The 26,814-nt window shown below is 73.3% G+C and carries 20 protein-coding genes; 4 read left to right on the top strand and 16 right to left on the bottom strand.

Features of this window, described 5'->3' with window-relative positions:
• Positions 1-30: 30 nt before the first annotated feature.
• Genes AC1DYZ_RS10540 through AC1DYZ_RS10525 form a run of 4 tightly spaced genes read right to left on the bottom strand, consistent with a single transcriptional unit; the run spans position 31 to position 4,315 of the window.
• Complete coding sequence (locus AC1DYZ_RS10540; protein ID WP_477065147.1) at positions 31-891, bottom strand: aldehyde dehydrogenase family protein; 861 nt, start codon at positions 889-891, stop codon at positions 31-33.
• Positions 888-2,333: an aldehyde dehydrogenase family protein gene (locus tag AC1DYZ_RS10535; RefSeq protein ID WP_477065146.1), complete on the bottom strand. Its 1,446-nt coding sequence runs from the start codon at positions 2,331-2,333 to the stop codon at positions 888-890. Before AC1DYZ_RS10535 ends, AC1DYZ_RS10540 begins: the two co-directional genes overlap by 4 nt.
• A gap of 12 nt (positions 2,334-2,345) precedes the next feature.
• Positions 2,346-3,350 carry a deoxyribose-phosphate aldolase gene (gene deoC / locus AC1DYZ_RS10530; protein ID WP_477065145.1) on the bottom strand — a complete coding sequence of 335 codons (1,005 nt, stop codon included), beginning with the start codon at positions 3,348-3,350 and terminating at the stop codon, positions 2,346-2,348.
• Positions 3,347-4,315, bottom strand: coding sequence for a sugar-binding transcriptional regulator (locus AC1DYZ_RS10525; RefSeq protein WP_477065144.1), 969 nt, complete (start codon positions 4,313-4,315; stop codon positions 3,347-3,349). Before AC1DYZ_RS10525 ends, deoC begins: the two co-directional genes overlap by 4 nt.
• 173 nt (positions 4,316-4,488) lie before the next feature.
• Between AC1DYZ_RS10525 and AC1DYZ_RS10520 the strand changes: the two genes are divergently transcribed.
• Positions 4,489-6,816: a DUF6055 domain-containing protein gene (locus AC1DYZ_RS10520; protein ID WP_477065143.1), complete on the top strand. Its 2,328-nt coding sequence runs from the start codon at positions 4,489-4,491 to the stop codon at positions 6,814-6,816.
• Here the strand turns inward: AC1DYZ_RS10520 and AC1DYZ_RS10515 are convergent.
• Positions 6,813-8,657 carry a phospho-sugar mutase gene (locus AC1DYZ_RS10515; RefSeq protein WP_477065142.1) on the bottom strand — a complete coding sequence of 615 codons (1,845 nt, stop codon included), beginning with the start codon at positions 8,655-8,657 and terminating at the stop codon, positions 6,813-6,815. The two genes, AC1DYZ_RS10520 and AC1DYZ_RS10515, sit on opposite strands and share 4 nt — an antisense overlap.
• Positions 8,658-8,694: 37 nt before the next feature.
• Entirely contained in the window at positions 8,695-9,534 is an 840-nt protein-coding gene (locus AC1DYZ_RS10510) for a purine-nucleoside phosphorylase (RefSeq protein WP_477065141.1), read from the bottom strand.
• A 64-nt stretch (positions 9,535-9,598) separates the two neighbouring features.
• Here AC1DYZ_RS10510 and AC1DYZ_RS10505 point away from each other — a divergent pair, with 64 nt between their 5' ends.
• Positions 9,599-11,050 carry an NAD(P)H-quinone dehydrogenase gene (locus AC1DYZ_RS10505; protein ID WP_477065140.1) on the top strand — a complete coding sequence of 484 codons (1,452 nt, stop codon included), beginning with the start codon at positions 9,599-9,601 and terminating at the stop codon, positions 11,048-11,050.
• 119 nt (positions 11,051-11,169) lie between these two features.
• On the top strand, positions 11,170-12,189 hold the full coding sequence (locus AC1DYZ_RS10500) for a S66 family peptidase (RefSeq protein ID WP_477065139.1): 1,020 nt from the start codon (positions 11,170-11,172) through the stop codon (positions 12,187-12,189).
• Between the two features lie 125 nt (positions 12,190-12,314).
• On the opposite strand, the gene AC1DYZ_RS10495 is transcribed toward AC1DYZ_RS10500, so the two are convergent.
• The 9 genes from AC1DYZ_RS10495 to AC1DYZ_RS10455 form a co-directional block, all read right to left on the bottom strand.
• A complete protein-coding gene (locus AC1DYZ_RS10495) occupies positions 12,315-14,669 on the bottom strand; it encodes a glycoside hydrolase family 31 protein (protein ID WP_477065138.1) in 2,355 nt (784 codons plus the stop codon).
• A gap of 75 nt (positions 14,670-14,744) precedes the next feature.
• Positions 14,745-16,700 (bottom strand): endonuclease/exonuclease/phosphatase family protein, encoded by a 1,956-nt coding sequence (locus AC1DYZ_RS10490; protein WP_477065137.1) that lies wholly within the window; start codon positions 16,698-16,700, stop codon positions 14,745-14,747.
• A 22-nt stretch (positions 16,701-16,722) separates the two neighbouring features.
• The gene (gene efeB, locus AC1DYZ_RS10485; RefSeq protein WP_477065136.1) at positions 16,723-18,111 is read right to left on the bottom strand and encodes an iron uptake transporter deferrochelatase/peroxidase subunit; all 1,389 of its coding nucleotides are present in this window, start codon (positions 18,109-18,111) and stop codon (positions 16,723-16,725) included.
• Between the two features lie 16 nt (positions 18,112-18,127).
• Positions 18,128-19,330, bottom strand: coding sequence for an iron uptake system protein EfeO (gene efeO, locus AC1DYZ_RS10480; RefSeq protein WP_477065135.1), 1,203 nt, complete (start codon positions 19,328-19,330; stop codon positions 18,128-18,130).
• Positions 19,331-19,360: 30 nt separating this feature from the next.
• Positions 19,361-20,242 carry an iron uptake transporter permease EfeU gene (efeU, locus tag AC1DYZ_RS10475; RefSeq protein ID WP_477065134.1) on the bottom strand — a complete coding sequence of 294 codons (882 nt, stop codon included), beginning with the start codon at positions 20,240-20,242 and terminating at the stop codon, positions 19,361-19,363.
• Positions 20,243-20,376: 134 nt separating this feature from the next.
• Positions 20,377-20,883 carry an NUDIX domain-containing protein gene (locus AC1DYZ_RS10470; RefSeq protein ID WP_477065133.1) on the bottom strand — a complete coding sequence of 169 codons (507 nt, stop codon included), beginning with the start codon at positions 20,881-20,883 and terminating at the stop codon, positions 20,377-20,379.
• A gap of 7 nt (positions 20,884-20,890) precedes the next feature.
• Entirely contained in the window at positions 20,891-22,690 is a 1,800-nt protein-coding gene (locus tag AC1DYZ_RS10465; RefSeq protein ID WP_477065132.1) for an acetyl/propionyl/methylcrotonyl-CoA carboxylase subunit alpha, read from the bottom strand.
• A gap of 222 nt (positions 22,691-22,912) precedes the next feature.
• Complete coding sequence (locus AC1DYZ_RS10460) at positions 22,913-23,389, bottom strand: aromatic ring-opening dioxygenase LigA (protein ID WP_477065131.1); 477 nt, start codon at positions 23,387-23,389, stop codon at positions 22,913-22,915.
• Positions 23,390-23,509: 120 nt separating this feature from the next.
• Positions 23,510-24,145, bottom strand: coding sequence for a nucleoside triphosphate pyrophosphatase (locus AC1DYZ_RS10455; protein WP_477065130.1), 636 nt, complete (start codon positions 24,143-24,145; stop codon positions 23,510-23,512).
• 176 nt (positions 24,146-24,321) lie between these two features.
• Here AC1DYZ_RS10455 and AC1DYZ_RS10450 point away from each other — a divergent pair, with 176 nt between their 5' ends.
• Positions 24,322-25,017, top strand: coding sequence for a vitamin K epoxide reductase family protein (locus tag AC1DYZ_RS10450; protein ID WP_477065129.1), 696 nt, complete (start codon positions 24,322-24,324; stop codon positions 25,015-25,017).
• A gap of 58 nt (positions 25,018-25,075) precedes the next feature.
• Here AC1DYZ_RS10450 and AC1DYZ_RS10445 read toward each other — a convergent pair whose 3' ends face one another.
• Positions 25,076-26,794: a DUF885 domain-containing protein gene (locus AC1DYZ_RS10445; protein ID WP_477065128.1), complete on the bottom strand. Its 1,719-nt coding sequence runs from the start codon at positions 26,792-26,794 to the stop codon at positions 25,076-25,078.
• Positions 26,795-26,814: the final 20 nt, after the last annotated feature.

Below are 26,814 nucleotides of genomic sequence, written 5' to 3'. Positions count from 1 at the left end.
GGCCCCGCAWGTGCGGGGCCACGCGACCGCCTAGATCAGGCCCTTCGTGTGCCACACCGTCTTCGTCTCGGAGAAGGCGGTGATCCGGTCCAGGGAGGGCGCCGCGGCGTCCGGCCCGTTCTCTGGCGGCAGCACGCGCTTGAGCGTGTCCGCCGCCGCGATCTGCAGGTCGATCCAGTCGAGGTCGCCGGCGCCCACGAGGTCGAGCGCGTTGACGTCCGCGTGGCTGGCCAGCCACGGTGCGATCTCGGCCGGGGAGCCCGTAAGCACGTTGACGACGCCCTTGGGCACGTCGCTCGTCGCGAGCACCTCGGCCAGGCTGATCGCCGACAGGGGTAGCTTCTCGCTGGCCACCACGACGACCGTGTTGCCGCCGACCAGCGCGGGGGCCACCGCCGACACCAGGCCGAGCAGCGACGAGTCCTGCGGCGCGATGATCGCGACCACGCCCGTGGGCTCCGGCACCGAGATGTTGAAGTACGGCCCGGCCACGGGGTTGGCGTTTCCGGCCACCTGCGCGTACTTGTCGCACCAGCCCGCGTACCAGACCCAGCGGTCGATGGCCGCGTCGACCTGCGCGGTCGCGACGGAGTTCGAGACGCCCTCGGCGTCGACGATCTCGGCGACGAACTGCGCCCGACGGCCCTCGAGGATCTCGGCGACGCGGTAGAGGACCTGGCCGCGGTTGTACGCGGTCGCACCCGACCAGCCGGCGACGGCACCCCGCGCGGCAACGACCGCGTCGCGGGCGTCCTTGCGGGACGCCTTGGCGGCGTTGGCCAGGAACGCCCCCTTGGCGCCGACGATCTCGTAGGTGCGGCCCGACTCGCTGCGCGGGAACGCACCACCGATGTAGAGCTTGTACGTCTTGGGCACGGCCAGGCGGCTCACTTGGCGGCTCCGTTCTTGAGGTACGCGGCGATGCCGTGCCGGCCGCCCTCGCGGCCGTACCCGGACTCCTTGTAGCCGCCGAAGGGGCTGGACGGGTCGAAGCGGTTGAACGTGTTGGCCCAGACGACGCCCGCGCGGAGCTTGTCCGCGACCGCGAGGATGCGGCTGCCCTTGTCGGTCCAGATGCCGGCGGACAGGCCGTAGGGCGTGTTGTTGGCCTTGGCGATCGCCTCGGCCGGCGTGCGGAACGTGAGCACGCTCAGCACCGGCCCGAAGATCTCCTCACGGGCGATGCGGTGGCTGGTGGACACGTTGGTGAAGATGGTCGGTGCGTACCAGAACCCGTTCTCGGGGATCGTGCACGCGGCCGTCCAGCGCTCGGCCCCCTCGGCCTCGCCGATGTCGCTGAGCGTCCGGATCCGCTCCAGCTGCTCGGCGCTGTTGATCGCGCCGATGTCGGTGTTCTTGTCCAGCGGGTCGCCCAGGCGCAGGGTCGAGAGCCGGTTCTTCAGCCGGTCGACGACCTCGTCGTGGATCGACTCCTGCACCAGCAGGCGGCTGCCCGCGCAGCACACGTGGCCCTGGTTGAAGAAGATCCCGTTGACGATGCCCTCGATGGCCTGGTCGATGGGTGCGTCGTCGAACACGATGTTCGCCGCCTTGCCGCCCAGCTCGAGGGTCAGCTTCTTGCGCGTGCCCGCCACCTGCTTCGCGATCGCCCGGCCCACGGACGTCGACCCGGTGAACGCCACCTTGTCCACGTCGCCGTGGCCCACGAGCGTCGCGCCCGTCTGGCCCGCGCCCGTGACGATGTTGACGACGCCGGCCGGCAGGTCGGCCTGCTGCACGATCTCGGCGAACAGCAGCGCGGTCAGCGACGTGGTCTCGGCCGGCTTGAGCACGACCGTGTTGCCGGCGGCCAGCGCCGGGGCGATCTTCCACGCGAGCATGAGCAGCGGGAAGTTCCACGGGATCACCTGCGCGGCGACGCCCAGGGGAGCCGGGTTCGCGCCCAGGCCCACGTGGTCGAGCTTGTCGGCCCAGCCTGCGTAGTAGAAGAACCACGCCGCGACCAGCGGGACGTCGACGTCGCGCGACTCCTTGATGGGCTTGCCGTTGTCGAGGCTCTCGGCGACGGCGAGCTCCCGGGCGCGCTCCTGCAGCAGGCGCGCGATCCGGAACAGGTACTTGCCGCGGTCGGCGCCCGACATCCGCGACCAGACCTTGTCGTAGGCGCGGCGGGCGGCGGCCACCGCGGCGTCCACGTCGGCTTCGTCGGCGGTCGCGATCGTCGCGAGGTGCTTCTCGGTGGCCGGCGAGATCGAGGCGAACGGCGTGCCGTGGCCCTCGCGGAACTCACCGCCGATGAACAGGCCGTACTCGCTGCGCAGGTTCAGGATCGCCTGCGACTCGGGCGCCGGGGCGTACTCGAGGAATGACATCAGAAGGGCCCCTCAGTCGATCGTCACGTAGTCGGGACCGGAGTAGTGGCCGGTCGTCATCTTCTGGCGCTGCAGCAGCACGTCGTTGAGCAGGCTCGAGGCGCCGAACCGGAACAGGTGCGGGGTCAGCCACTCCTCACCGACCGTCTCGGCGACCGTCACCAGGTACTTGATCGCGTCCTTCGACGCCCGGATGCCGCCGGCCGGCTTCACGCCGACCTTGTCCCCGCTGAGCCGGTACCAGTCGCGCACGACCTCGAGCATGAGCAGGGTGACCGGCAGCGTCGCGGCGGGCGCGACCTTGCCCGTCGACGTCTTGATGAAGTCGCCGCCCGCGAGGATCGCGAGCCAGGACGCCCGGCGCACGTTGTCGTAGGTGGTCAGCTCGCCCGTCTCGAGGATCACCTTGAGGTGCGCGGAGGTGCCGTCCGTGCGGCGGCAGGCCTCCTTGACGGCGACGATCTCGTCGTAGACCTGGCCGTACCTGCCGGCGAGGAAGGCGCCGCGGTCGATGACCATGTCGATCTCGTCGGCCCCCGCCGCGACCGCGTCCTTGGTGTCCTCCAGCTTGATCGACCGCGAGGCGCGCCCGCTGGGGAACGCCGTCGCGACCGCCGCCACCGCGATGCCACCCCGGTCGGGGTCGCCGTGCGAGGACCCGAGCGCCTGCACGGCGTGCGGGACCATGTCGCCGTACACGCACACCGCGGCGACGCGCGGGCAGCTCGGGTCGGCCGGGTCGGGCGTGACGGCCTTCGCGACGAGCGAGCGCACCTTGCCGGGCGTGTCCGCGCCCTCGAGCGTGGTCAGGTCGATGAGCCCGATGATCCGGTCCAGCGCCCACGCCTTCGACGTGGTCTTGATGGAGCGCGTGCCGAGGCCGGCCGCCCGCTGCTCGAGCCCGACGGCGTCGACCCCCGGGATGCCCTGCAGGTAGCGCCGCAGGTTGGCGTCGTTCGCCTCACCGCCGAGCAGCGCGAGCGCGCGGTCGGCGTGGGCGATCTGAGTGCCTGTCATGCGTGATCCTCGCTGTTCGTGTGCTTCTCGATGAGGCTTGTCGCAGTGTCCTCGTCCGTGACGAGMACCGTGCAGAGTCCGCTGCCGACGACGGCCGCGGCGACGGCGTGCTTGGTCGGGCCGGAGATGACGGCGATGCTGTGCGCCGCCGCGCGGAGGTTCTCGAGCGGCAGGCCGACCGTCCGCTCGTCGAGCTCGACATCGACGATGCCACCGGCGGCGTCGATGTACCTGCCGAGGACGTCGCCGACGGCCCCCCGCTGCACCAGCCCGGCGACGTCGGCGGCCGTGAGGTAGCCGCTGTCCACCAGGACCGACGTCTCGTCGGCCGGCCCCGCGCTGAACAGGTACGCGTTGGCGGTCGAGGCCAGACCGAGGACGGCGGCGACCGCGCGGTCCGCCTCGATCGCCTGCTTGGTCTCGAGGCGCTCGAGGATGGCCGGGCTGGGCAGCAGCGCCGCCTGACCCCGGCCCTTCTGCGCGATGGTGACCGCGGTGGTCGCCGCGGTGCCCGTCCGCCGGGTCAGGCTCACGCCGCCGTTGACCTGCACGACGTCGACGCCGGGCGCCCAGCCGTCCTCGAGGTGCACCGAGATCTCGTGCAGCGTACGGCCCCAGCTGATGCCGAGCGTGCGCGGCACGGGCCGCAGGGCGGTGAGGTAGTCGGCGGCCGCCTGTGCCACGCGCGACTGGAGGTCCTCCTGGTCGTCGATGCCGGCCGACGAGACGACGATCGCGTCCGCCAGGCCGCACGTCTCGCGCAGTCGACGCTCGATCGGCAGCCGACGGGCGCGGGGGTGCACGATCTCGATGCGGATGAAGCCGTCCGCCTTGGCCTGCGCGAGCAGCCGGCCGACCTTCCATCGCGTGAGTCGCAGGATCGACCCGATCTCGTCCTGCGTCTTGTCGTCCTCGTAGTACAGCTCGGCTGCGCGGATGGACAGCAGCTCGTCCGACTCGATCACGTCTCCACAGTAGGCACCCCGTGGAGGTCCCGCAACACTCGTAGCGTTCTCTGCTCATATGAGCACGCGACCCAGAATCACCCGTCGGTGGTTGTGCCCGCGATTGACTGGTCGCGGGGCGTCGGAGACAGTGGGGCGGCCGTTGGCGGCCATGGCGAGGGGACAGGCACGGCATGGGTCGGTGGGGACGCGGCGCGACGCTCGCTGTCGCGCTCGTGACCGCGCTGGCGGTCGGTCTCGGGCTCGCCGCCGTCGTGCAGCACCTGCGCCMCGACAAGTCCCTCGAGGTGCCCGCGGCGTGGGCGGAGTCCTGGAAGCTCGCCCATGTGCGCGAGGGTCGCGACGTCGTCCTCGCCTGGGGCGACCGCGCCGGTGCGCACCCGTCGGACGCTCCCGGCGCGCTCCGGTTCGACCCCGAGCGCGCCGTCGCGCAGCTCGACGCCCTGTACGCGCTCGACGTGCACGACCTGGGCGTCGCGGCCGACGACGGGGCGATCGCCGATCACGCGGTCGTCGTCGTCGTCGACGGGACGTGGTCGGACGGCCCCGGCTCGTCGACGGGCGATGGGGTCGTCCCGCCGACCGGCGGTCTGTCGCAGCAGCCGCGCGGGGCGACCGGCAGCGTGGTCGACGGCGTCGGGCTGCTGCGCGTGGACGTCTCGGCGCTGACCGCCCGTGGGCACGAGTCCGCGACCGCGACCGCCGGGGCCGACCCGGTGGGCGGCTCGGAGTTCGACCCGTCGTGGGAGCTGGCCCGGGGATTCGCCGAGGTGGTGCAGGGCTTCGCGGCCCTGGACACGCCCGGTCGCGGCCTCGCGTCCGACGACGCCGCGACGTTCCGGTCCGCCAGCGCCGCCTACCTCGCCACCGTGGCCGCCCCGGGCGGGATCGGTGACGCCGCCGACCTCGTCCGCAGCCCGCAGCTGCACTGGGCGAGCCCGCGGCTGGGCGACGGCAGCTGGCTCCTGCTGCAGTACCTGGCCGAGCGCGACGGAGAGCAGCTGCTCGGCGAGCTGTGGCGGGACGCGCAGGCCGGCGAGGACCCCCTCAGCGCGTACAAGCGGCTCACCGGGCTCACGCAGGCGGACCTGAACCGCCGCGTCGCGGAGTACGCCCTGCGCACCGTCACCTGGGACTTCACCGACCGCAGCGCGATCACGGCGGCCGTCGCGGGCCTGGACCCGGTGCTGCTCGCCGACCGGACGACGCCGGTCGAGAGCGTCGAGGGCGACCCCGGGCACTACCGCGTGCTCGACGCGTTCGCGCCCTCCGACTACGGCTTCACCATCGTGCGGCTGACCCCGGACCCGGGAACCTCGGACGTCCACCTGCGCCTGCGAGGGCACGGCGAGGCCGCCGACGCCGGCCTGAGCTTCGGCTTCGTCGCACTGCGCGGCCAGACACCCCGGTACAGCCCCGTGACGGAGAGCCTCGACCAGGACGTCCAGTTCACGCTGCGCGCGGGGGAGCAGGAGCTGTACCTGGTCGTCGCCGGGACGCCCACGGAGCACCGCCCCCACGCAGCGACCGACGGGTACGGCGACGTGACCCGGTACCCGTACGAGTTCCGGCTGTCGGGCGCGACCGTCGCGGACGACGCGTCCCGGCCCGCGACGGCCGGTGGTCACCGGCACCCGAACGGGGGCGGCTGGGTGGACGACGCCGCGAGCGTCGACCCCACGGCGTTCGTCGGCCCCGACGCCGTGGTGCGCGGCGACTCGCAGGTGCACGGGAACGCCCGCATCGAGGGTCGGGCATGGGTGGAGGCCGGCGCCGTGGTCGGCGAGGACGCGGTCGTGCGGGACGTCGCGGTCGTCCGGTCCGGCGCACGGCTCGGCGGGACCGTCGTCGTCGCCGGGGACGCGGTCGTGGACTTCACGTGCACCTCCGGGGCGTACGCCAGCTTCGACCCCGCGCGCAGCTGCGACGGCCGGCCGGCGACGCCCGACGTCAACGTGGCCGTCACACCCTTCGCCGCCGCCGACCTCGCCCTCAGCGGGGTCGTGGCCCCCGCGCCGACGGCCGAGCCGACGCCRGAGCCGACGGAGCCGCCCGCCACCCCCACGCCGACGCCCACCCCGACGAGGCAGCCGCCCGCCGCGCAGCCGAACCCGGCACCCGTGCCGTCGAGCCCGAGCCCTACCGAGGGCGGAGTCGCGCCCCCGGAGCCCATGCCCGCGAGCGCCTGCCAGGCCGTGTACACGGTGACCAACCACTGGTCCTCCGAGGGCCAGAACTGGTTCCAGGGCCAGGTGGTCGTCACCGGGGGCAGCACAGGGGTGGAGGGCTGGGCCGTCACCTGGGTCATGCCCGCGGGGGAGCAGATCTCCACGGTGTGGAACTCGCGCCTGGGCACCCGCGGCAGTCAGGTGACCGCCGAGAACATGGACTACAACGGCAGCCTGAAGGAGGGTGCCACCACGACCTTCGGGTTCCAGGGCACCGCGCCCGGGGACGCCGGGGTGCTGGTGCCGCAGGTGAGCTGCTCCAAGACGCGCTAGATACCCAAGGCCGCCCGGACGTCCGTGGCGACCGCGTCGAGCCGCGCGCGGGCCTGCGTGCGGGCCCGCCCGACCGCTTTGTGGTCGGCTGACGGCGCCACGGGCACGACGACCTCCAGGTAGCACTTGACCTTGGGCTCCGTGCCGCTGGGCCGCACGATCACGCGGGTGCCGTCCTCCGTGAGCAGGCGTAGGCCCTCGGTGGGCGGCAGGCCGTCGCGGTCGTCGTCGGTGCCGGTGGCCAGGTCCACCACCTCGGTCACGCGCGACCCGCCGAGGGTTCTCGGCGGTCGGTTGCGCACGCGGTGCACGGTCTCGCCGATCTGCGCGAGGTCGACGAACCGGGCTGAGACCTGGTCGGTCAGGTGCAGGCCGTGCACCCGGGCCAGGTCGTCGAGGGCGTCGACCACCGTGCGGCCCTCCGCCTTGAGCCGGGCGGCCAGGCCCGCGACCAGCAACGCGGCCGAGATGCCGTCCTTGTCGCGCACGTGCGCGGGGTCGACGCAGTAGCCGAGCGCCTCCTCGTACCCGAACACCAGGCCGTCGACGCGGGAGATCCACTTGAATCCCGTGAGCGTCTGCGCGTAGCCGTAGCCCGCGGCGCTCGCGATCTTGCCCAGCAGGCGCGACGAGACGATCGAGCTGGCGAAGTACGACCCGTTCGGGTTGCCGCCGCCGGCCGCGAAGGCCGCGCCGAGCAGCGACCCGGTCTCGTCGCCGTGCAGGATGCGCCAGCCCTCGGCCTCGGCCGTGTCCGGGCCACGGAACGATCGGTGGCGCAGGTCCTGGGCGCCGACGCCGCAGCGGTCGGCGTCGGGGTCGAGCGCGATCACCAGGTCGGCGAGCTCGTCGCTGGCCAGGCCGATGGCCAGGTCGATGGCGCCCGGCTCCTCCGGGTTGGGGAACGCGATGCTCGGGAAGTCGCCGTCCGGCTCGGCCTGCTCCGGCACGACGAGCACGTCGGTGAACCCGGCCTCGTTCAGCACGCGCTGCGCGACCTCGCCGCCGACGCCGTGCAGCGGCGTGAGCACGATGCGGAGGCGCTTGGCGGCGGCCCGGGTCGCCTCGTCGGTCGGCGCGAGGGCGACGACGTTGCGGACGTAGTCGTCGACGACCTCCGGCCCGAGGATCGTCCAGCCGCTCGCGGCGCGCGGGACCGACGCGACCGAGGGCACGTGCGCGATCTCGGCGGCGATGGCCGCGTCGGCCGGGGGCACGATCTGCGCGCCCTGGCCGGAGTCGGTGACCACCCGGCCGCCCAGGTAGACCTTGTAGCCGTTGTCCTGCGGCGGGTTGTGCGACGCCGTGACCATGATCCCGGCGTCGGCGGCGAGGTGCCGGACCGCGAAGGCCAGCACCGGGGTCGGGAGCGCCGACGGCAGGACCAGCACCTCGATGCCGACCGCGGTCAGCACCGCCGCCGAGTCGCGCGCGAAGTCCACGGACTTGTGCCGGGCGTCGTACCCGATGACCACGCGCGGCGCGGGGTGCACGCCGTCGAGCTCGCCGAGCAGGTAGTCGGCCAGGCCGGAGGCGGCGCGGATGACGACCGCGCGGTTCATCCGGTGCGGACCGCCGCCGAGCCGGCCGCGCAGTCCCGCGGTGCCGAACTGGAGCAGCCCGCTGAACCGGTCCGCCAGCTCGGCGCGGGCCGCCGACCGGGCGTCGAGCTCCTGCCGCTGCGTCGGGTCGGGCTCGTCGCCTTCCGCGATCGCCGGCGGTTCGGCTCGGGCGAGGTCGAGCAGCTCGCGGAGCTCGTCCGCCGTCTGGGGATCGGGGTCGTCGTCGATCCAGGTTCGCACCCGCGCCTCGAGGCCTGCCCACGCATCGTCGCCGGTCATGGGGCCAACGTACTCAGGACGACCCGCGCGCGCTTCCCTAGAGCCTGCGGACGATCTGGGCCAGCAGGGCGCTGATCCGGGGTCCCGCCGCGACGCCGGCCTCGAGCACCTCGGCGTGGGACAACGGGACGGCGGAGATCCCCGCGCCGAGGTTCGTCATGAGCGAGATGCCGAGCACCTCGAGCCCGGCGTGCCGGGCCGCGATGGCCTCGAGCGTGGTGGACATGCCGACGAGGTCGCCGCCGAGGATCCCGGCCATCTTCACCTCGGCGGGCGTCTCGTAGTGGGGGCCTGGGAACTGCACGTAGACGCCGTCGTCGAGCGTGGGGTCGATCTCCCGCGCGACCGCCCGGAGCCGAGCCGAGTACAGGTCGGTGAGGTCGACGAACGTCGCGCCCTCGAGGGGGGAGGTGGCCGTGAGGTTGATGTGGTCGCGGATGAGCACGGGCGTCCCGGGCAGCCAGGCGGGGTTGAGGCCGCCGCAGCCGTTGGTGAGGACGACCGTCGTGGCGCCGGCGGCCGCCGCGGTGCGGACCCCGTGCACCACCCGCCGCACGCCGCGGCCCTCGTACAGGTGGGTGCGCGATCCGAGCACGAGCGCGTGCCGGTCGGTGCCCTCGATCCGGATGGACCGGGTCGTCGCGCCGTGGCCGGCCACCGCCGGTGCCGAGAAGCCGGGGATCTCGTGGCTCGGCACCTCCGCGACCGTCTCACCGAGCAGGTCGGCGGCGCCGCCCCAGCCAGATCCGAGCACCAGGAGCACGTCGTGGCGCTCCACGCCGGTGGCCTGCGCGAGGTATGCGGCGGCCGCCCGGGCGACGTCGAACGGGTCGGTCGTGGGGTCGTCGAGGTCGGGGAGGGGTGTGACGTCGCTCATGGTCCGAGGTTAACGCTCGGTTCCCGCCTGGCCTCGCGCCGCCGGACCGGCAGAATGGGTCTCCGTGAGCACCCCCGCGCCGTCATCGCCCGCTCCTCGCGTCGTCATCGTCGGAGGGGGCCCCGGCGGGTACGAGGCGGCCCTCGTCGGCCGCCGGCTCGGGGCGGACGTCACCGTCGTCGAGGCCGCCGGGATGGGTGGCGCCGCGGTCCTGACCGACGTCGTCCCGTCCAAGACGCTGATCGCGACCGCCGAGTGGATGACCATCGCGGACCGCGCCCCCGAGCTGGGCATCCGGCTCGACGGCACCCTGCTGTCCGGCGCCGTGGGCGGCACCCTCGAGCAGCTGAGACACCGCATCGACCTCGCTGCGGTGAACACGCGCGTCAAGGCGCTCGCGGCCGCCCAGTCTGCGGACATCCGGGCGCGCCTCGAGCGCGAGGGCGTGAAGATCGTCCTCGGCCACGGGCACCTCGACGGGCCGTCCCGCGTCGTCGTGACGACCCCGCAGGGTGCCGACGACCTCGCGCTCGACGCCGACGTCATCCTCGTGGCCACCGGCGCGACCCCCCGCAAGCTCCCCGAGGCCCGGCCGGACGGCGAGCGCATCCTCACGTGGACCCAGGTGTACGACCTGCCGGCGCTGCCGACGCGGCTCATCGTCGTCGGCTCGGGCGTGACCGGCGCCGAGTTCGCCGGCGCCTACACGTCGCTCGGCGCCGACGTCGTGCTGGTGTCCAGCCGCGACCGCGTGCTGCCCGGCGAGGACGCCGACGCCGCCCAGCTGCTCGAGGACGTGTTCAAGACCCGCGGCATGACGGTCATGTCCCAGTCGCGGGCGTCCGGTGCCCGGCGCACCGCCGACGGCGTCGAGGTGACCCTGTCCGACGGCCGCGTCATCGAGGGGTCGCACGTGCTGTTCGCGGTCGGCTCCATCCCCACCACCTCGGGTCTCGGCCTCGAGGAGGCCGGCGTGCGGCTCACGCCGTCCGGTCACATCGAGGTGGACAAGGTCTCGCGGACCAACGTCCGCGGGATCTACGCGGCCGGCGACGTGACCGGCGTGCTGCCGCTCGCGTCGGTCGCCGCCATGCAGGGCCGCCTCGCCATGGCCCACGCGCTCGGCGACGCCGTGAAGCCGCTGTCGCTGCGCGGCGTGTCCGCCAATATCTTCACGTTGCCCGAGATCGCGACCGTCGGCTGGTCCGAGACGCAGCTGCACGCCGAGGGTGTGAAGTACACCGTGAGCATGCTGCCGCTGGCCCGCAACCCGCGCGCCAAGATGCTGGGCGTCCGCGACGGGTTCATCAAGATCTTCGCCCACGCCGGCAGCGGCACGGTCCTCGGCGCAGTCGTCGTCGGACCGCGCGCCAGCGAGTCCATCTACCCGCTGACCCTCGCCGTGACCCACCGCCTGACCACCGACCAGCTGGCCGAGACCGCCACGGTCTACCCGTCGATGTCGGGCACGATCGCCGAGGTGGCCCGCATCCTCCACCACCGCTCCGAGGACTGACCCGCAGCGCAACGCGGGCGGGCCTCGAGGCGCTCCGTGTCGACCAAGCCCTCAGCGCCGCCATACGGTCGGTTGACGACGCCGATGGCTTGGTCGGCCGCTGCGGAGAGGACCTCATCGTGCGCTACCCGGCTCCGCTGCAGCGCGGCGACGTCATCGGGGTGACGTCGCCGTCGTCGGGCGTCTCTGACGACATGCAGCCGCGCCTCGACTTCTGCCTCGACGACCTGCGCCGGCGCGGCTTCGAGGTCGAGGTCGGGCGGTGCATGGACGGGACGGGTCCGACGAGCGCGCCGGCGGCCGAGCGGGCCGCGGAGCTGATCGCGATGCTCACCGATCCGCGCATCCGCGCGATCGTCCCGCCGTGGGGCGGTGAGCTCGCGATCGACCTGCTGCCGCTGCTGGACTTCGACGCGGTCGCCCGGTCCGCCCCGACGTGGCTCGTCGGCTACTCCGACACCAGCACCCTGCTGCTCCCGCTGACGCTCCTGACGGGCACGGCGACCCTGCACGGGCCGGCGCTCATGGACACCCCGTTCGTCGTGCCCGACCCGCTCCGGCACTGGCTCGACCTCGCGTCGGCACCGCCGGGCGCCGGGGTCGCGCAGGGTGCCGCGCGCTGGTCCCAGGAGTCGTGGCCGGACTTCGTGGTGCATCCCGAGGTCACGAAGCAGGTGCTCACGACGCCCGCGCGATGGAAGAGCCTCGCGCGCGACGAGGTCGACACGGTGCGCGGGCGACTCATCGGCGGCTGCCTGGAGACGATCTCGATGCTGCCCGGGACGCCGTACGGCGACGTCGCGGGGTTCGCGGACCGGCACGCGCCGGAGGGGCTGCTGGTCTACGTCGAGGTCGCCGAGGTCGACGCGTTCACCGCCGGGCGCATGCTCCACCACCTGCGCCTCGCCGGGTGGTTCGACCGGGCGAACGCGGTGCTGGTCGGCCGCACGTCGGCGCCGGGGTCGCCGGGGTTCACGCAGCTCGACGCCGTGCGGGACGCCCTCGGCCCGCTCGACGTCCCCGTCCTGTACGACCTGGACATCGGGCACGTCCCGCCGCAGCTGGCGCTGGTCAACGGCGCGCTCGCGGACATCACGCTGGCGGACGGCGTCGGCACCCTGGTGCAGCACCTCGTCTGACGACCGTCCGCCGACCCCGACATCAGTGCCGTGTGCGTGGGTCCACGCGGTCCTCATGTCGGGTTCGCGCGACGAGCAAGCCCTGGCAGACGTCATCGGCCCGCGTGACGGCGCTCATGGCTTGGTCAGGGGCGGGCCAGCAGGAGCTCGTTGACCGCCGCCGAGAGCGACGCGTCCAGCTGCAGGGCCTGCAGGTGGCTGATGCGGACGGACAGCGGGGCGTCGGACGTGGCGATCGACTGCACGCGCGTCTTGAGGTCGTAGCTGATCTGCGCGCGGTCCAGGAGGGTGAACAGGCGGCCGGCGACGTCGTTCGGCGCGAGCCGCGGGTCGTCGCCGAGCGTGACCGTGAGCGTCGCGCCGACCGGGATGTCCTCGACCCTGAGCGAGACCCGGTCGTCGGCGCGCAGCAGGGAACCGGCAGCGACGACGCCGTCGACCGAGGCGTTCGGGGAGCCGTCGGACGCCAAGAACGTGATGGTCCAGGTGCGTGTGGCCGGCAGGCAGTCGAGAGTGCCGCGAGCCGGGCCCGCAGAGAACGTGCCCGTGGCCTGCGAAAACGCGAGCGGGGTCGTCGCGACGCCGTCGAGGCTTCCGTCGTCCTCGACCAGCGTGAACGACCCGTCCGCGCCGACGACGACGAGCACCTCGAGCGACGCCGGGTTCACGGGGTCGTTGGACGGAACGGCGGCGCCGTCGAGCGGCACGATCGCGCCGGCGGGCGCGAGCACGGGGATGGTCGACAGGTCGCGGTGCAGCAGGAGCTCGCGACCGCCGTCGTAGACGAGACCGGTGAACACGTCCACCCAGGTGCCCGACGGGAGCCAGCCGCGGACGGCGGCGAGGCGCGTGCGCGGGTCGGCCGGCGTGGTCAGCGGCGCCACCAGCAGGGAGCTGCCGAAGAGGTACTGGTTTGGCTGGTCGTACGCCTCGGGAGCCGACGGCCACTGGTGGTACAGCGGCTCGACCAGCGGTCGACCGGCCGCGGCCCGGTGGTTCATGGTGTGCAGGTACGGCACGAGGCGGTGGCGCAGGCGCAGGTGCGACGTCATCACGGCGCGGGCCTCGTGCGAGTACGTCCACGGCTCCTTCGTCGTGAACTCGTTGGCCGACGAGTGCAGCCGCAGGATCGGGGAGAACACGCCGAGCTGGAGCCACCGGGTGGCCAGCTCGTCGTCCTTGCCGCCGAACATGTGGCCGCCGATGTCGTGGCTCCACCAGCCGTAGCCGATGTTCGACGCGGTGGCCGTGAAGTACGGCTGGAACGCCAGCGACGCCCACGAGATGACGGTGTCGCCGCTGAACCCGACCGGGTACCGGTGGCTGCCGGGGCCGGCGTAGCGGGAGAACGTCAGCGGCCGGCGCCCGTCGCGCGCGTTGTCGAGGAAGTGGAAGTGGTTGAGCATCCACAGCGGGTCGATGCCCGCGACGCGGGAGTGCGGGCCCGACTGCCAGTCCAGCCACCAGAAGTCGACGCCGTCGTCCTCGAGCCCGCGGTGCAGCACGTCGAAGTACGCGTCCAGGAACGCCCGGTCGGTGACGTCGAACGGGATCGGGTCGCCGGACGGCACCCCGAGCGCCCGGACCATCGCCGGGTACGCGTCCTCGTGCGTGCGGACGCCGTCCGCGGGGTGCACGTTGAGCGTCACGCGCAGGCCGCGCTCGTGCAGGGAGGCCAGGAACTTGGCGGGGTCGGGGAAGAGCGACCGGTTCCAGGTGTAGCCGGTCCAGCCGCTGCCGAGCGCGGGGTCGATGTCGGTGAGGTGCCAGTCCATGTCGAGGACCGCGACGCTGAACGGGAGGCCCTCGGCGTCGAACCGGTCGAGCAGGGCCGCGTAGCTGTCGGCGGTGTACCGGTGGAAACGGCTCCACCAGTTGCCCAGCGCGAAGCGGGGGAGCAGGGGCGTCGGCCCGGACACGGCGTAGAAGGCGTCGAGGGCCGCGCGGTAGTCGTGGCCGTACGCGAAGACGTAGAGGTCGGTGCGCGAGCCGTCGCGAGGGGTCACCCAGCCCTCGTCGTCGAACACCATCGAGCGCGAGTCGTCGAGGACCGCGAACCCCTGCCGGGACGCGACGCCCGGCTCCAGCGGGATAGCGCCGTCGGCCAGGTCGAGCGTGCGCGCGGTGCCGCCGAGGCCGTCGCCGTCCTCGCCGTAACGCCACACCGAGTGGTAGGCGCTGATGTCGCCCAGCACCGAGACGCTGAGCCCGCTCGTGCTGAAGGGTCGGCGGTCATAGACGAGGTGGAACCGGGCGGTGAGCACCTCGACGTGGGTGTCGGTCTCGACCACCCGGAACGACGGAACCGGCAGGTCGCGGTTGAGCGCGAAGGTCGATGCGCGGTCCTCGAAGCCGCCGTCGGGGGAGTGCTCGAGCCGCACCAGCCCGTCGGTCAGCACGGTGATCCGCCAGTCCGCTCCGACGACGATCGCGCCGGGGTCGGCGACGGGGCGGGAGGGCAGGGGCCGGCGGGGCGTCATGTGGTCGAGGGTCCTCTCGGGCGGTACAGGCTTCAACACGAGCGGTCGGGCCACGCCGCCGACGGGCCCGGTGTGTCAGTCGGCGATCCGGAACTGCGTGACGAGCGGGAGGTGGTCGGACTGCTGCGGCGAGACCAGCACGGTCGCCTGGCCGAACGTCACGCCCTGCCCGAACACCCAGTCGATCTTCTGCCGGGGACGTTGGGACGGGGACGTGGGCACCTCGGCGGGACCCGCACTCATCCAGCCCGCGGTCTCCAGCAGCCGGATCTCGGGCGAGCCCGGCTCGGCGTTGAGGTCACCGGCCAGCACGGCCGGCGGGGTCACCGGCACCCCGGTGAAGGCCGTCAGCTGCTCCAGCCGGGTGGGGGTGTTCGACTCGCGGTGCTGCAGGTGGATCGACGTGACGCGCACGTCCGCGCCGGACGCGGTGGTCAGCGTGGTGGACAGGGCGGACCGGCTCTGCGGACCCGCGCCGTACGGCAGCGGGTGGACGACGGCGTCGGTCAGCGCCGACCGCGCCAGCACGGCGTTGCCGAACTGGTGGTCCGCCGCGGGGGCGAAGTGGATGGTCATGTCGAGCCGGTGCGCCAGCCACGTCGCCATGTCGGCGCCGCCGCCGAACACCCAGCCGCGCTCGACCTCCTGGAGCGTGACGACGTCGGGGTCCTGCGCCTCGATGGTCGCCGCGATGCCCTCCAGGTCCACCGCGGTGAGCGGGGAGACGCCGTAGTGCAGGTTCCAGTCGACCAGCGTGAGGTCGTCGCCGGCCGCCTGCGCAGGCACGTCGGCGCCGGTGGTGCTGATGGTCGACGGGATGAGGCCGAGGAGCGCGAGGACGATCGCGGGCAGGATCAGCAGCCGCACCGAGCTCAGGCGGGTGGGCATGCGGTCGGGGCTGGTGAGCGCCGGGACGGCGCCCGGGGTGCGCCGACGCAGGCCCGAGAGTGCCAGGCCGAGCGCGGTCAGGACGACGACCCAGACGTTGTCGACGGGCAGCGGGACGTCGTAGTCGAGCATGTAGAGCAGCAGCGGCCCGATGGTGCCGAGGCCGACCACCAGGGTCGCCGCGCCCGTCCGGGGGATGCCGCGGGGGGCGGGCCGGTGGGCGCTCAGCGCGGCCGACAGGACGATGCCGACGCAGAGCTGCAGCACGAGCACGGCGACGAGCGCGGCGATCCCCGTGAGCCACAGCGCGCAGGCGACACCCGCGACGAGCAGCACCGCGGCCCCCACCCGCACGCCCGCCGACCAGGGGTTGGCCCGCAGCAGGGACCAGGCACCGAGCGCGTTGGCGACGACGACCGCGAGCCCGGCCCACCCGAGCGCGACGCCCGACTGCGACGCGACGAACGCGGGGTTGGCGACGATCATCGCGGCCAGCGCCAGGTACAGCCCGAGCCCCCAGAGCCGGCGCGGCCGTCCCGTGGCCTGCTCGTCGGGCGTGGTGAAGGCGACGAGGCCGCGGGCCGTGGCGACGACGGCGAGCGCGAGCACGACTGCGACCACCCAGCCCGTCCAGCTGTCGCGCCACACCGCGTCCCACGTGCCGAGCACCAGCTGCAGGCCGACGGACAGCCCCGACCCGATGACGAGCCCGGTGGCGGCCTGCCGACCGCCCGCCGGGCGCCCCGCGACGAACGCGACCGCCAGCGTCAGCACGCCGACCGACACGGCGACCGTGACGAGCCCGACGACGTCGAGCGCGAGCCCGTCGAGCGCCTGGACGACCACGCGCAGCACGGCCAGCACGGAGGCGCCCAGCAGCAGCGTGCGGGCGTCGGGGGTGCCGGACGAGCGCCCGACCAGGAGCAGGATCACCGCGGCGACCACACCGGCGCCCGCGTAGGTGCCCAGCGCCGTGACCGCGGCGTTCACCGTGCCGGCGGCGAACGCGCGGTCGAGCAGCGGACCGGAGGCCCGGACCATCTCCAGGCACATCACGGTGAGCAGCGCGACGAGCCACACGCGCGTGGGCGTGCCGGCGTCGGGCGGCGTCCGGGCGGGGGTCTCGTCGGGCGTCGTCGTCACGCGCGGCAGAGTACTCCCGCCGTCAGGCGAACAGCTGCTGCCCGACGAACGGGCTGTCGTCCGTGGTCACCGGCGTGCCGTCCGGGCCGGTGACCAGCGCACCGTCCGGAATGCCCGGCGGCACGGCGTAGAGGCCCGACGCCGTGTGCGTGAGGTACTCCATGAGGGCGTCGTTGCTCGAGAGCGACGACTGCATCGGGATGAAGTGCGTGCGGGGGTCGCGGACGAACGCGAGGAAGAACAGCCCCGCGTCGAGCCGGCCCAGCGCGTCGTTGCCGTCGGTGAAGTTGTAGCCGCGGCGCAGCAGCCGGACGCCGTCGTTGAAGTCGGGGTGCGCCAGCCGGACGTGCGAGTCGACCGCGATGAGCGGGGCGGCCCCCTTGCCCTCGGTGGTGAAGTCCGGCTCGGTGAACTCGGTGCCGCCGGACAGCGGGGCGCCGACACCCTTGGTGCGGCCGATGAGGTTCTCCTGCTCGCGCAGCGACGTGCGGTCCCACGTCTCGATGCGCATCCGGATCCGGCGTGCGACGAGGTAGGAGCCGCCCGTGAGCCAGGCCGAGTCGGTCTCGTCGTCCCGGGCCGCGCTCGCGGGCACCCAGACGTGCTCGTCGAGCGCCTTGGTCTCCTCGGCCTTGACGTTGGCCGTGCCGTCCTTGAACCCGAACAGGTTGCGCGGTGTGCGCTGGGCGGTGCTCGTCGACGACGTGCGGCCGTACCCCAGCTGCGTCCAGCGGATCGTCGCGCTGCCGAACGCGGCGCGGGACAGGTTGCGGATGGCGTGCACGGCGATCTGCGGGTCGTCCGCGCAGGCCTGCACCACGAGGTCGCCGTCGCTGCGGGCCGGGTCGAGGTCGTCGGCGGCGAAGTGCGGGAGGTCGACGAGCCCGCCGGGCAGGCGGTCGGCCAGGCCGAAGCGGTCCTCGCCGGGCGTGCCGTCGGGCGACGGGGTGCCGACGAACAGCGACCGGCCGAACCCGAACGTGATCGTCAGCCCGGCCGGGGGCAGGTCGGCGGCCTCGCCGGTGTCGTCGGGCGGGGCGTCGTACGGTCCCGACGCCGGCCCGAACGGACCCGCCGACAGGCCCTGGGTGAGCCGCGCCGCGATCGTGGTCCAGCGGCGCAGCAGCTCGACCAGCTCATCGCGCGAGGTCGTCGTCAGGTCGAAGGCGGCGAGGTAGAGCCGGTCCTGCGCGGGCGTGACGATGCCGGCCTGGTGCTCGCCCGTGAACGGGTACGTCCCCGCGGAGGCCGTCGCGCCGGCAGCGGGCTCGGGAGCCGTGGCGCGGCCGAGCCCGAAGCCGGCGGCCACGCCGACGGCGGCGAGCCCACCGCCGAGTCCGAGGACAGCGCGCCGGGACAGGCCGCTGGTCGGGGCGGTGGGCTCGTCGTGCGGGTCCGTGGGGGCGGACACGGGCACTCCTCTTCGGTCAGGCGCCCGTCACCGTCGCGGTGAGCTGGGAGAGGGGCTCGGAGAGCGCGTCGACCGCAGCGGCGAGCTGCTTGACCTGCGCGTCCGTGAGCTTGTCGTAGTACGTGAAGCCGGTGTCGAGCGAGCCCTGCGCCGCCAGCAGCGTGTCGAGCTCCTCGAACCGGGTGGCCAGCGTAGCCGCGAGGTCCGGGTCCTCGGCCTCGACGACGTCCGCGAGCACCTCGTAGCCCACGCGGGCGCCGTCGACGTTCGCCTGGAAGTCCCAGAGGTCGGTGTGCGACCAGATCTCCTCCTCGCCGGTGACCTTGCCGGTGGCGACCTCGTCGAGCAGCTCCTTGGCGCCGTTGGCGATCTGGAAGGCCTCGAACGTGAAGTCGGTGGCGTTGACCTCGTCGACCAGCGCTTGCGTGTTCGCGACGATGTCGGCCGCCGCGGCCGCACGCTGCTCCGGCGTCAGTGGCACGTAGGTGACGCCGCCGTTCGCGTCGGCGGTCGGCTGCCACAGGTCCTTCTCGACCAGGTGCCAGCCGGTCCAGGTGTCACCCTCCTCGACGTCGGCCTCGCGCAGGTCCAGCTTGGGGTCGAGGTCGCCGAACGACTCGGCGACGGGCTCGATGCGCTCCCAGTGCGCCCGCGTGTCGGCGTACAGGTCCTTCGCCTGCTCGTCGTCACCCGCGGTGTACGCGTCGGCGAACTCCTGCGTGCCGGCGATCAGCGCGCCCACCTGGTCCTTCACGTACGCGACGTAGGACGCCTCGGCGGCCGCAAGCTGGTCGGCGGTGTCGCCCGTGGGGCCCACCTGGGCGCCGCTGTCGTTCACCGTGAACTCGGCGCGGATGCCGTCGCCGACCATGCCCGGCTTGCAGGCGGTGTAGTACGTGCCCGGCTTGACCTGCGCGATGAGGTCGCGCGAGAGGCCGGGGCCCACGTTCTCGACCTCGGCGACGACCCGCAGCCCGTCGTCGCCCAGCAGGTAGAACTCGGTGACGTCGTCGCCCGCGTTGGTGACCGCGAAGCGGACCGTGCCGGAGTCGGCCTCGGTGGCGGAGACGTCGCACGTGTCGGCCGTCGAGGTGACCGTCAGCGCGCCCGCGGAGCCGCTGGCGCCCGGCGTCGACGTGTCGTTGGGGACACACGCGGCGACGAGCGGCAGGACGAGCGCGGCCACGGCGGCGGCGACGACTGTGGTGCGGCGGGACATGGGTCTCCTAGGAAACGGGCGCGGTGGATGTCAGGCGGCGGTCGCGCGCGCGGCCGGCGCGACGGCGGGCGCCGACGGGCGGGCGGGTGCGGAGCCCCACGTGATGCGGATGAAGAAGTACATCGTCGGCACGATGTAGGCGAACCAGGCGAACAGCTGGAGCCACGTGGTGGCGGGCGAGAAGTTGAAGACGCCCTTGAGCAGCGAGCCGTACCAGCTGCTGGGCGGGATGGTCGCCGAGACGTCGAACGCCAGGTTGTTCAGGCCGGGCAGGATGCCGGCCTCCTGCAGGTCGTGCACGCCGTACGACAGCACGCCCGCGGCGACGACCACGAGGAACAGGCCGGTCCAGGCGAAGAACAGGCGAAGGTTGAGCTTGAGGGCGCCGCGGTAGAGCAGCCAGCCGCACAGCACCGCGGTGCCGAGCCCGAGGGCCGCGCCGATCAGGGGGCCAAGGTTGGGGCTGGCGTTGACGGCGGTGCCGCTGGTCGCCTGTGCGCTGGCCCACAGGAACAGCGCGGTCTCGAGGCCCTCGCGCCCGACGGCGAGCATCGCGACCACGAGGACCGCCTTCTTGCCCGCGCTCATCGCGTCGTCGAGCTTGTGGTGCAGGTCGGACTTCATGTGCCGGGCCGTGCGAGCCATCCAGAAGATCATCCAGGTGACCAGGCCGACGGCGATGATCGAGAGCGTGCCGCCGATGGCCTCCTGCGCCTCGAACGACAGCCCCGACGGCCCGAACGTGAGGATCGCGCCGAACGCGAGCGACGCGAGCACCGCGATGCCGACCCCGGCCCAGAGCGCCGGCAGCTGGTCGCGGCGCCCGGTCTTGACCAGGTACGCGACGAGGATGCTGACGACCAGCGCGGCCTCGAGGCCCTCGCGCAGACCGATGAGGTAGTTGGCGACCATGGAGCGTCTTCCGAGTGCAGGGGCTGACACCCGGTCGGGCATCGGATGAGGGCAGGCTTACCTCACTGAGGGGACACTACCCCGGCGAGCCGTCCGGGCGCGAGACGGTCCGGCGGCCGGTGCTGTGAGGCCCGTCACCGGCCGCCGAGAGCCACCAGGCGGTCGCGCAGCCGCGGCCAGGCGTCGGCGAACGCGGGCAGCAGCGGGAGATCCGCCACCGCGTCGATCGGCACCCAGCGCAGCTCCACGCTCTCCGCGTCGGTCACGGCGGGGTGCACGGGCGTGATCTCGTCGGCCAGGACGGTCGTGTAGGACCAGTCGGGGTGCTGCAGGACCGACGACTCGCGCAGCCGCACGGCCTGGCGGTCGATCCCGGCCTCCTCCTCGGCCTCGCGCAGCGCCGCGTCTTCCGCGGACTCGTCGGGCATCCGGGCCCCGCCGGGCACGCCCCAGGTGTCTCCCTGGTCGCTCCACACGGCGCGGTGCTGCAGGACGACCGCGGTCGGCGTGCCGTCGGCGTCGCGCCGGGCGAGCAGCAGGCCCGCGGCGCCGTGCAGCCCCCAGTGGCGCCGGCCGCACGCGCACTCGACCCAGCCGTCGCCCGGCTGGCGCTGGCGGTGGGGAGGTGGTCCGTCCGGCACGCCTGCGTCAGCCGACGATCTCGCAGATGGCGGTGCCGGCGCTCACGCTCGACCCGACGCCCGCGGACAGCGACGTCACGGTTCCGGCGCGGTGCGCCAGCAGCGGCTGCTCCATCTTCATAGCCTCGAGCACGACGACCAGGTCGCCCTCGGCCACCTGCGCGCCCTCCGCGACCGCGACCTTGACGATGGTGCCCTGCATCGGGGACGCCAGGGTGGTGCCGTTGCTGCTCCCGTTCGCACGGGCCGCGCGACGCACGGGTCGGCGCGCGCCCGGGCCGCCGGGCCCACGACCGGCGCCGCCCGGGCCGCGACCGAGCGCGAGCGCGGCCGGGAGGACGACCTCGAGCCGCTTGCCGCCGACCTCGACGACCACGCGCTCCAGCGCGGCGGGCTCGTCGTCCTCGTCTTCCTCCTGCGGTGCGGCCGGCGCGAGCGCGGCGACGGTCTCCGCGAACTCCGTCTCGATCCAGCGCGTGTGCACGGAGAACGGCTGGGCTGGGTCCTTCGGGGCGAACGCCTCGGCGTCCAGCACCGCGCGGTGGAACGGGACGACCGTGGGGATGCCGACGACCTCGAGCTCCGCCAGCGCCCGGCGGGCCCGGGCGAGCGCCTGGGGCCGGTCGGCGCCGGTGACGATGACCTTGGCGATCATCGAGTCGAAGAGGCCCGAGACGCTGTCGCCCTCGACCACGCCGGAGTCGACGCGCACGCCGGGGCCGGAGGGGAAGCGCAGTGTGGTGATGCGCCCCGGCGCCGGCAGGAAGCCCGCGCCCGGGTCCTCGCCGTTGATCCGGAACTCGAGCGAGTGGCCGCGGGTCTCCACGTGGTCGTAACCGAGCGGCTCGCCTGCCGCGATGCGCAGCTGCTCGCGGACCAGGTCGATGCCGCTGATCTCCTCGGAGACCGGGTGCTCGACCTGCAGGCGCGTGTTGACCTCGAGGAACGAGATCGTGCCGTCGGCGGCGACCAGGAACTCGCAGGTCCCGGCGCCGACGTACCCGGCCTCCCGCAGGATCGCCTTCGAGGACTCGACCAGCTGAGTGCGCTGCGCGTCGGTGAGGAACGGCGCGGGCGCCTCCTCGACCAGCTTCTGGTGGCGGCGCTGCAGCGAGCAGTCACGCGTGGAGACGACGACCACCGTGCCGTAGGCGTCGGCGAGGCACTGCGTCTCGACGTGCCGCGGGCGGTCGAGGTACCGCTCGACGAAGCACTCGCCGCGCCCGAACGCCGCGACGGCCTCGCGCGTGGCGGACTCGAACATCTCGTCGATCTCGCCGGACTCGCGCGCGACCTTCAGGCCGCGACCGCCGCCGCCGAACGCCGCCTTGATGGCCACGGGCAGGCCGTGCTCGGCGACGAACGCGTGGATCTCCGCGACGCCCTGCACGGGGTCGGCGGTTCCGGCGACCAGGGGCGCGCCGGCCTTCTGCGCGATGTGCCGCGCGCTGACCTTGTCGCCGAGGGACTCGATGGCCGACGGCGGGGGACCGATCCAGACGAGCCCCGCATCGAGGACGGCCTGCGCGAACGCGGCGTTCTCGGCGAGGAAGCCGTAGCCCGGGTGCACGGCGTCGGCGCCCGACCGCCGGGCCACGTCGAGCAGCTTGGGGATGTCGAGGTACGTCTCCGCCGCGCGCGCACCGTTCAGCGCGAACGCCTCGTCGGCGATCCGCGCGTGCACGGCCTCGCGATCGGTGTCGGCGTAGACGGCGACGGAGCCGATCCCAGCGTCGCGACAGGCTCGGGCGATGCGGACGGCGATCTCACCGCGGTTGGCGATGAGGACCTTGGAGATGGCGGGCACGGCTCACCGTAACGCCCGGTGCGTGCCGGACCCGCGCCCGGGGCGCGCGCCCTCCCAAGATTGTCGATCCGACCAACCTTCCAGGGCACGGGTTTGTAGGGATCCTCAGGTGCGCCGCCCGTCATGACGGATCTGCGACGGCGCGGTTGTCGCAACGCCACAATCACCGCGAACGCAGCCGAGCCCGGCCCCCTGGGGAGACCGGGCTCGGCTGGCGTGCTGTCAGACGCGGGCGACGAGGTTCTCGTCGACGGCCGGTGCGACGACCTCGGCGGCCGGCGCGACCTTGCGCAGCGCGAAGCCGATCAGACCGAAGACCAGGCCGACACCCACCACCAGGGCCGCGACGCCGAAGGCGACGACCGAGGTGAAGAGCGACGCCCGCAGGAACGAGCCGTTCATGGCGACGGCGCGCAGCGGGTCTTCCTTGTCCAGCTCGGCGTAGGTCTTGCCGCCGGTCGCCTCGAGCGCGTGGTGGTTGATGATCTCGGCCTGTGCGTAGGCCTCCCACGGCGTGTTCACGGTCTGCCCGCCGAAGGCCGCAGCGTCCTCGCTGACGGTGATGTTCTCGGCGGTCAGGTGGGAGGAGACGGCCCCCCAGGTCACTGCGCCCGCGATGACCATCACGGCACCGGCGATGATCGCCAGCAGGCCGGAGATCCGGACGAAGCGGTTGTTCTTAGCAGTGTCGGTCGACATGTCATGTCCTTGGACGCCCCTCGCGGGCCCGGCCTACCCGGCCCCGATGGGCCTCTCGGGCTGGCCCACAGGTAGATCGTTCACCTGCGGGAACGCCCTTCCCTAGGACCTAGGTCAGGACTAGCGCCAGAGGTCGGGGATACGCACGCCCACCTCGCCGAGCAGCTCGCGCAGCAGCGGCAGGCTCAGCCCGACCACGCCGTGGTGGTCGCCCTCGATCCGCTCGACGAAGGGTCCGCCCAGGCCGTCGATGGTGAACGCACCGGCCACCGCGAGCGGCTCGCCCGTCGCGACGTAGGCGTCGATCTCCTCGTCGGACAGGTTCGCCCACGTCACCGTCGTCGACGACGTCGCCCCGAGCATCGCGGGCACGTCGCGCTCGTCCATGAGCCAGTGCCCGGTGTGCAGCACGCCCGTGCGGCCCCGCATCGCGCGCCAGCGGGCCGTCGCCTMGGCGGCGTCCCGGGGCTTGCCGTAGATCTCGCCGCCCAGCTCGAGCATCGAGTCGCAGCCGAGCAGGAGCAGGTCGTCGGCGTCCTCGAGCTCCTCGGGCAGGTTCCGGGACACGTCCTCGACCTTGGCCTGCGCCAGCAGCAGCACCGCGTCCGCGGGCTCCAGCGCGCCGAACCGCTCGGTCGCGGCGGCCAGCACGGCCTCCTCGTCGACGCCCGACACCGCGACGAGCGGGTCGATCCCGGCGGCGAGAAGGGTGGCGCGGCGGGCGGGCGAGGCGGAGGCGAGCAGCAGGCGGGTCACGGGTGGCGAGCCTAGTTCGTCGTCGCCGCGCGCGAGAGCGCTGGGCGGGACGCACGCCGTCGTCGCGAGAACCCGTGACGGCCGGACCCAAGGTCCTGGCCCGGAGCACGGGTTGCCAAGGCACAATGGGCGCGCGCGGGCGGTTCCGCCGGCCCGAGGTCACGAGGAGGCGCCCTGTGGGAGACGCGACGAGGTCGTTGCACGACGGCGACCCCGACGAGATCGACGAGCTTGACGATGAGCTCGTCGACCCGGACCCCGACCTGCTCGAGCCGCCCACGCAGGCGTGGCGGACGCGGACCGCGATCGAGATGGTCATCTCCGGCGCGCTCGGTCTGCTGGCGTCGTTCGTGCTCTCGATCGACGCGGTCAAGCTGGCGGCCAACCCGGACGCCAACCTCGGGTGCTCGATCAACTCGGTCATCGACTGCAAGGCCGTGGCCCAGACGTGGCAGGCGCACATCTTGGGCGAGTTCTTCCCCAACGCGTTCCTCGGGATCGCCGCCGAGGCCGTCGTCATCACCGTGGCCGTGGCGATCCTCGGCGCGGTGCGGTTCCCGCGCTGGTTCATGCTCTCGGCGCAGGCGATCTACACCGTCGGCTTCCTGTTCGCGTGGTGGCTGTTCTTCGAGGCGTACTTCGTCATCAAGGCGCTATGCCCGTGGTGCCTGCTCATCACGGTGACGACGACGCTGGTGTGGGCGGGCCTGACGCGCCTGAACGTGCGCGAGCACGCGATCAACTTCCCGGGCCGGTGGGGTCCGTCCGCCCGACGGTTCGTCGCGCACGGCAACGACTGGTTCGTCACCGTCGCGCTCATCGTGCTGCTGGCGGCTGCGATCGTCCTCAAGTACGGCTCGTCCTTCCTCTGACCTGGAGGGACGACGAGGGGCCGGTGGCGGTGCGCCACCGGCCCCTGGTCGTTCGTCGTCAGCTCGCGAAGGCCGCCTTCAGCACGTCCAGCGGGAGGGAGCCCATGGCCAGCGCGCGGGCGTGGAAGGCACGGATGTCGAACTCCTCGCCGGCCGCGTCCGCCTTCGCCTTGGCGGCGTCACGCGTCTGCTCCCAGAGGCGCTGCCCGATCTTGTACGAGGGCGCCTGGCCCGGCCAGCCCAGGTACCGGTTCCACTCGAAGCGGATGAACGCCTCGGGCATGTTGACGTTGGCCCGCAGGAACTCCCAGCCCTTGTCGGCGTCCCAGGTGCCGCCGCCCCACTCCTCGGGGGCCTCCAGCCCGAGGTGCACGCCGAGGTCGAAGACCACGCGGGCGGCGCGCATCCGCTGCCCGTCGAGCATGCCGAGCCGGTCGCCCGGGTCGTCGAGGAAGCCGAGGTCGGCCATGAGGCGCTCGGCGTAGAGCGCCCAGCCCTCCCCGTGGCCCGACGTCCAGCACGCGAGCCGGCGCCAGGTGTTGAGCGTCGCGCGCTCGAAGACCGCCTGCCCGACCTGCAGGTGATGGCCCGGGACGCCCTCGTGGTAGACCGTCGTCTTCTCGCGCCAGGTGTTGAAGGTGGTGACCTCCGGCGGAACGGACCACCACATGCGGCCCGGCCGGCTGAAGTCGTCGCTGGGGCCCGTGTAGTAGATGCCGCCGCTCTGCGTCGGGGCGATCTTGCACTCGAGCGTGAGGACGGGGACCGGGATGTCGAAGTGCTTCCCGTTGAGCGCCTGGATCGCGGCGTCCGACGTCTCCTGCATCCACGCCTGGAGCGCGTCCGTGCCGTGCAGCGTGCGTGCGGGGTCCTCGTCGAGCACGGCGACGGCCTGCTCGACCGTGGCGCCGGGCCCGGCGATCTGGGCGGCGACGGCCTCCTGCTCGGCGACCACGCGCGCGAGCTCCTCGAGCCCCCACCGGTAGGTCTCCTCGAGGTCCACCGTGGCGCCCAGGAACGCCCGCGACCACAGCGCGTACCGCTCACGACCGGCGGCGTCCGCCTCCGGGGCCTGGGGCGCCAGCTCGTCGGACAGGAACGTCGCCAGCGTCGCGTAGGCGCTCCGAGCCGCGGTCGCGCCGTGCTCGAGCTCGGCCCGGACCAGGGAACAGGCGGCGGACTCGTCGAGCACGGAGTCCACGGCCTCGCCCGTGATGAACCCGGTGAAGAACGAGGACTCCGGGTCCGCCTGCTCGGCGGCCTGGCGGGCGCACTCCTCGACCTGGCGCTTCGCGGCGACGGCGCCGGTGCTCGCGGCGAGCCGCAGGGACTCGATGTACCCGTCGATCGCCGTAGGCAGGGCGTTGAGGCGGGCGGCGATGTTCGACCACGCCTCGACGCTGCCGGTCGGCATGATGTCGAAGATGTCGCGCAGGCCCTGCACGGGCGAGGCGATGTTGTTGAGGTCCCGCAGGAACTCGCCCGCGGCGTGCAGCTCGAGCTCGAGGCCCAGGCGCTCCTGCATGGCGGCCAGCGTGATCTGGTCGATGTCGTCGGTCGCCGCCACGCCGTCCAGCGCCTGGAGCGTGGTACGGGCCAGCGCCGCCCGCGCGTCGAGGCCGGCGGGGGAGAGATCGGTCATCTCGTCGTCGTGGCCCGCGATGCCCATGGCGGTGGCGCCGAGGGGGTCGAGGGTCGCGTACTGGGCGATGTAGGCCTCGGCGATCGCGTCGATCGGGGAGGCTTCGCGCACGGGGGAGTTCGTCGTCGAAGTCACCCGCACGACCTTACTCGGCG

It is taken from the genome of Cellulomonas sp. P1_C4, assembly GCF_056406355.1.
The sequence above is the reverse complement of the archived record's forward strand: the minus strand, read 5'-3'. Positions and strand labels throughout refer to the sequence as shown.